Origin of the sequence: Streptomyces sp. SID486 (assembly GCF_009865385.1) — a bacterium.
Taxonomy (GTDB): domain Bacteria; phylum Actinomycetota; class Actinomycetes; order Streptomycetales; family Streptomycetaceae; genus Streptomyces.
In genome coordinates this window covers 1-4,722 of the sequence record NZ_WWJT01000775.1, presented here as the reverse complement: position 1 = coordinate 4,722, position 4,722 = coordinate 1, and the positions used below count along the sequence as shown (strand labels likewise).

General features: G+C 73.1%; 4 protein-coding genes. 3 read left to right on the top strand and 1 reads right to left on the bottom strand.

Annotation, left to right across the window (positions count from 1 at the left end):
- Window positions 1-26: 26 nt before the first annotated feature.
- Window positions 27-1,280: an extracellular solute-binding protein gene (locus GT045_RS36645; protein WP_161298646.1), complete on the bottom strand. Its 1,254-nt coding sequence runs from the start codon at window positions 1,278-1,280 to the stop codon at window positions 27-29.
- A 142-nt stretch (window positions 1,281-1,422) separates the two neighbouring features.
- Here GT045_RS36645 and GT045_RS36640 point away from each other — a divergent pair, with 142 nt between their 5' ends.
- The 3 genes from GT045_RS36640 (at window position 1,423) to GT045_RS36630 (ending at window position 4,639) form a co-directional block, all read left to right on the top strand.
- Window positions 1,423-2,364 (top strand): ROK family protein, encoded by a 942-nt coding sequence (locus GT045_RS36640; protein WP_345942871.1) that lies wholly within the window; start codon window positions 1,423-1,425, stop codon window positions 2,362-2,364.
- 95 nt (window positions 2,365-2,459) lie between these two features.
- Complete coding sequence (gene nagA / locus GT045_RS36635; protein WP_161336856.1) at window positions 2,460-3,587, top strand: N-acetylglucosamine-6-phosphate deacetylase; 1,128 nt, start codon at window positions 2,460-2,462, stop codon at window positions 3,585-3,587.
- Window positions 3,588-3,709: 122 nt separating this feature from the next.
- Complete coding sequence (locus GT045_RS36630) at window positions 3,710-4,639, top strand: 1-phosphofructokinase family hexose kinase (RefSeq protein WP_161336854.1); 930 nt, start codon at window positions 3,710-3,712, stop codon at window positions 4,637-4,639.
- Window positions 4,640-4,722 lie beyond the last annotated feature (83 nt).

Sequence of the window (4,722 nt, the reverse complement as noted above, 5' to 3'; positions counted from 1 at the left end):
CCCCTAGCCGGCGCTGCTGCTGCCCCCTAGCTGGCGTTGCTGCTGTCGGCCGCCGTGGCGGTCGCCTGGAGCCGGGTCAGGACGCCGGAGGGGCTGCCGCCGGGGGTGACCGCCTGGCCGATGTTCTGCTTCACGGCCGCGCTGACCGCCGCCCAGGACGTCTTGCCGACGGGGTACAGCTCGGAGGTCGGCAGCTGTTCGAGGAAGGGCTGGAGGGTCTGGTCCACACCCGTGTCCGACCCGCTCATGGCGTTGGAGGCGGAGCTGGTGACCGGCAGCAGCCCGTACGTCCGGGAGAACGCGAGGACGTTCTTCTTCGAGTAGGCGAAGTCGAGGAAGTCGCCGATCTGCTCGGCGTGCCCGTTCTGCCGGAAGCCCATCATCCAGTCGGTGACGCCCATCGAGGCCCTGGCCGTGCCGGTGCGCCCCGGCATCGGCACCATGCCGAACTTCACGCCCTTCTTCGTGGCCTGCTGGATCAGCGTCGGGTGGCCGGTGAGCATGCCGACCTGGCCGTCCGCGAAGGCGGCGAACGCGGCGGCGCGGTTCAGCTTGCCGGGGGCGACCGGGCCGGTCAGGCCCTTGCCGACCAGCTCGTCCTTGAGCCAGGTGAAGGTCGCGACGTTCGCCTGGGAGTCGATGGTGTAGGTGCCGATGTCGTCGGTGTAGCCGCTGCCGCCGTTGCCGCCGCTGAGCAGCCACTGCATGGTCTCGGCCTGGGCCTCCTCGGGGCCGAGCGGCAGCGCGAAGGGGGTCCTGACCCCCTTCGCCTTGAGCGCCTCGGCGTCGGCGGCCAGGTCGTCCCAGGTGGTGGGCGGGGTGATGCCGGCCTTGGCGAACAGGGTCTTGTTGTAGAAGAGCACGCGCGTGGAGGCGGCGAACGGGACGCCGTACTGCGTGTGCTTCCACGCGCCGGCGTCGGAGAGCTGGGAGAGGAAGTCGGCCTGGGTGCGGATGGAGAGCAGGTCCGAGACCGGGTAGAGCTTGCCGGCGGCGGCGTAGTCGGCGTACGCGCCTATCTGGGCCATGTCGGGGGCGTCGCCGGCGTCGACCATCTGCTTGACCTTGCGGTCGACGTCGTTCCAGGAGTAGACGCTGACCTCGACCTTCACGTCGGGGTGCTGCGCCTCGTACTCCTCGGCCAGGGCGTCCCAGTACTTCTTGGAGCTGTTGGCGGCGGAGTCGCCGTAGTCGGCGGCGACCAGTCTGAGGGTCACGTCGGAGGAGCCCGTACTCCCGCAGCCGCCGAGAACCGCCGTCATGCCCAGTGCGGACACCACCGCGATCGTTCCTGCCGTACGCCGACGCACGCTCAAAGCCCCAACCTTGCCGTCTGACCGTTCGATATATGGACACATAAGGTCTACACCACGTGAGTGGACTAGACCTCTCCCGGGTGGGAGGGCCACACTAGGCCCCGTGGTGAGACATGTCATCGCCCTGGACGTGGGCGGTACCGGGATGAAGGCCGCCCTCGTCGGCGACGACGGCACGCTGCTGCACCGCGCCCGCCGCGCCACCGGCCGCGAGCGCGGCCCCGACGCGGTGGTCGCGACGATCCTCGACTTCGCCGAGGACTTGCGGGCGTACGGCGTCGAGCACCTCGGTACCCCGGCCCTCGCCGCCGGCCTCGCGGTACCCGGCATCGTCGACGAGGAGCGCGGCATCGCCTCCTACGCCGCCAACCTCGGCTGGCGGGACGTACCGCTGCGCGCGCTGCTCACCGAGCGGCTCGGCGTCCCCGTCGCCCTCGGGCACGACGTGCGCACCGGCGGGCTCGCCGAGGGCCGCATCGGCGCGGGCAAGGGCGCCGACCGGTTCCTGTTCGTGCCGCTCGGCACCGGGATCGCGGGCGCCATCGGCATCGACGGCCGGGTGGAGGCGGGTGCGCACGGCTTCGCGGGCGAGATCGGACACATCGTCGTACGGCCCGGCGGCGCCCCCTGCCCCTGCGGGCAGCACGGGTGTCTGGAGCGGTACGCCTCCGCGTCCGCCGTCAGCGAGACCTGGGCGGCGGTCTGCGGAAAGCCGGACGCGGACGCCGCCGACTGCGCCGCGGCCGTCGCCTCCGGCGACCCGAAGGCCGTCCGGGTCTGGCAGGAGGCGGTGGACGCGCTCGCCGACGGACTGGTCACCGCCCTCACCCTGCTGGACCCCCGCACGCTGATCATCGGTGGCGGGCTGGCCGAGGCGGGGGAAGTGTTGTTCCAGCCTCTGCGGGACGCCGTCCGGCAGCGGGTCACCTTCCAGAAACTGCCGGCCATCGTCCCCGCGGCGCTGGGGGACACGGCGGGCTGCCTGGGCGCGGGACTGCTCGCCCGGGATCTCCTCAACCACACCGACCGTACGGAGGTAACCCCCTGATGGCAGCCGACCCAGGGGCGCGGGACGTCTCGACCAGCGGCTCCGCCGCGTGGGCGCGACCCGCCACGCCCCACCCGCAGCCCGCAACCCCCCTCGTGCTGTCCGGCGCCAACGTGGTCCTGCCCACCGGAACCGTGGAGAACGGCCAGGTGGCCGTCGACGGCAAGCGCATCGCCGGAACCGCCCCGGCCGGCGCCGAGGTGCTCGACGTGACCGGCCACTGGCTGGTCCCCGGCTTCGTCGACATCCACAACCACGGCGGCGGCGGAGCCTCCTTCTCCGGCACGCCGGACGACATCCTCACGGCCATCCGCACGCACCGCGAGCACGGCACCACCACCCTGGTCGCCTCCACCGTCACCGACGAGACGGACCTGCTGGTCCGCCAGGCCGGGCTGCTCAGCGAGCTCGCCGAACAGGGCGACATCGCGGGCATCCACTTCGAGGGGCCGTTCATCTCCCCGTGCCGCAAGGGCGCGCACTCCGAGAAGCTGCTGCGCGACCCGGACCCGGCCGAGGTCCGCAAGCTGATCGACGCGGCGCGCGGCAAGGCGAAGATGGTCACCCTCGCCACCGAGCTGCCGGGCGGCATCGACTCCGTACGGCTGCTCGCCGAGCACGGTGTGATCGCGGCGATCGGCCACACGGACGCGACGTACGAGCAGACGGTCCAGGCGATCGACGCGGGCGCCACGGTCGCCACCCACCTCTTCAACGCGATGCCCGCCCTGGGCCACCGCTCCCCCGGCCCGATCGCCGCGCTGCTGGAGGACGAGCGGGTGACGGTCGAGCTGATCAACGACGGCACCCACCTCCACCCCGCCGCGCTGGAACTGGCCTTCCACCACGCCGGGGCCGGCCGGGTCGCCTTCATCACCGACGCGATGGACGCGGCCGGCATCGGGGACGGCCGCTACATGCTCGGCCCGCTGGAGGTCGAGGTCAGCGAGGGCGTGGCCCGGCTGGTGGAGGGCGGCTCGATCGCGGGCTCCACGCTCACCCTGGACCGCGCGTTCCAGAGGGCGGTGACGGTGGACAAGCTGTCGGTCGAGGACGCGGTGACGGCCCTGTCGGCCAACCCGGCCCGACTGCTCGGCCTGGCCGACCGCATCGGCTCCCTGGAGCCCGGCAAGGACGCCGACCTGGTCCTGCTGGACGCGGACTTCGGGCTGAAGGGCGTCATGCGGCGCGGCGAGTGGGTCGTAGTGCCCCAACTCGTCTGATCCGTCCGGCTTTTCTCCACAGGGCGGCCGACTCGTGACTGGGCCGGCCGCCGTCTCTTTGGCATGATCGTGCCCCCGGAAACCGATGACAGGGACACGGAGTGCGAGGGAGGCCGGCCCGGGTGATCCTCACGGTCACGCTGAACACCGCGCTCGACATCACCTACCGGGTGCCGTCGCTACGGCCGCACGCCTCGCACCGCGTCACGGACGTCACCGAACGGCCCGGCGGCAAGGGCGTCAACGTGGCCCGCGTACTGGCCGCCCTCGGACACGAGGTGACGGTCACCGGATTCGTGGGCGGCCCGGCCGGCCAGGTGCTGCGGGAACTGCTCGCGGAGGCGTCCGGGCCGGTGGACGCGCTGGTGCCGGTGTCCGGGGCGACCCGGCGCACCATCGCGGTCGTCTCCGAGCTGACCGGCGACACCACCCAGCTGAACGAACCGGGTCCGCAGATCGCGCCGGCCGAGTGGGCCGCCTTCCTCGGCCGGTACGAGGAACTGCTGTCGGGCGCGGCGGCGGTGGCGCTGTGCGGCAGTCTGCCGCCGGGGGTGCCGGTGGGGGCGTACGCGAACCTGGTCCGCACGGCCCGCTCCGCGGGGGTTCCGGTCCTTCTGGACACCAGCGGCGAGCCACTGCGCCGCGGGGTCGCCGCCCGCCCGGACATCATCAAGCCCAACGCCGACGAACTGGCCGAACTCACCGGGTCCCACGAGCCGTTGCGCGCCACCCAGGACGCCCGCCGCCGCGGCGCCCACGCGGTAGTCGCCTCCCTCGGCGCCGACGGACTCCTCGCCGTCACGCCCGAGGGCCGCTGGCACGCCACCCCGCCGGCCCGCGTGCACGGCAACCCGACCGGCGCGGGCGACTCGGCGGTGGCGGGCCTGCTGTCGGGCCTGACCCAGCAACTCCCCTGGCCGGACCGGCTGTCCCGGGCGGTGGCGCTGTCGACGGCGACGGTACGGGCGGCGACCGCGGGCGAGTTCGACCGGAGCACGTACGACGAACTGCTGGGCCGGGTGAAGGTGTCCGCGGAGTCCAGCGCGGCCTGAGGCCGTCGTGCCGGCCGACGACCGGATAAGACCGGAAACGGGAGCGGGCGCCGGTGCGGGTGCGGGTGCGGGTGCGGGTGCCG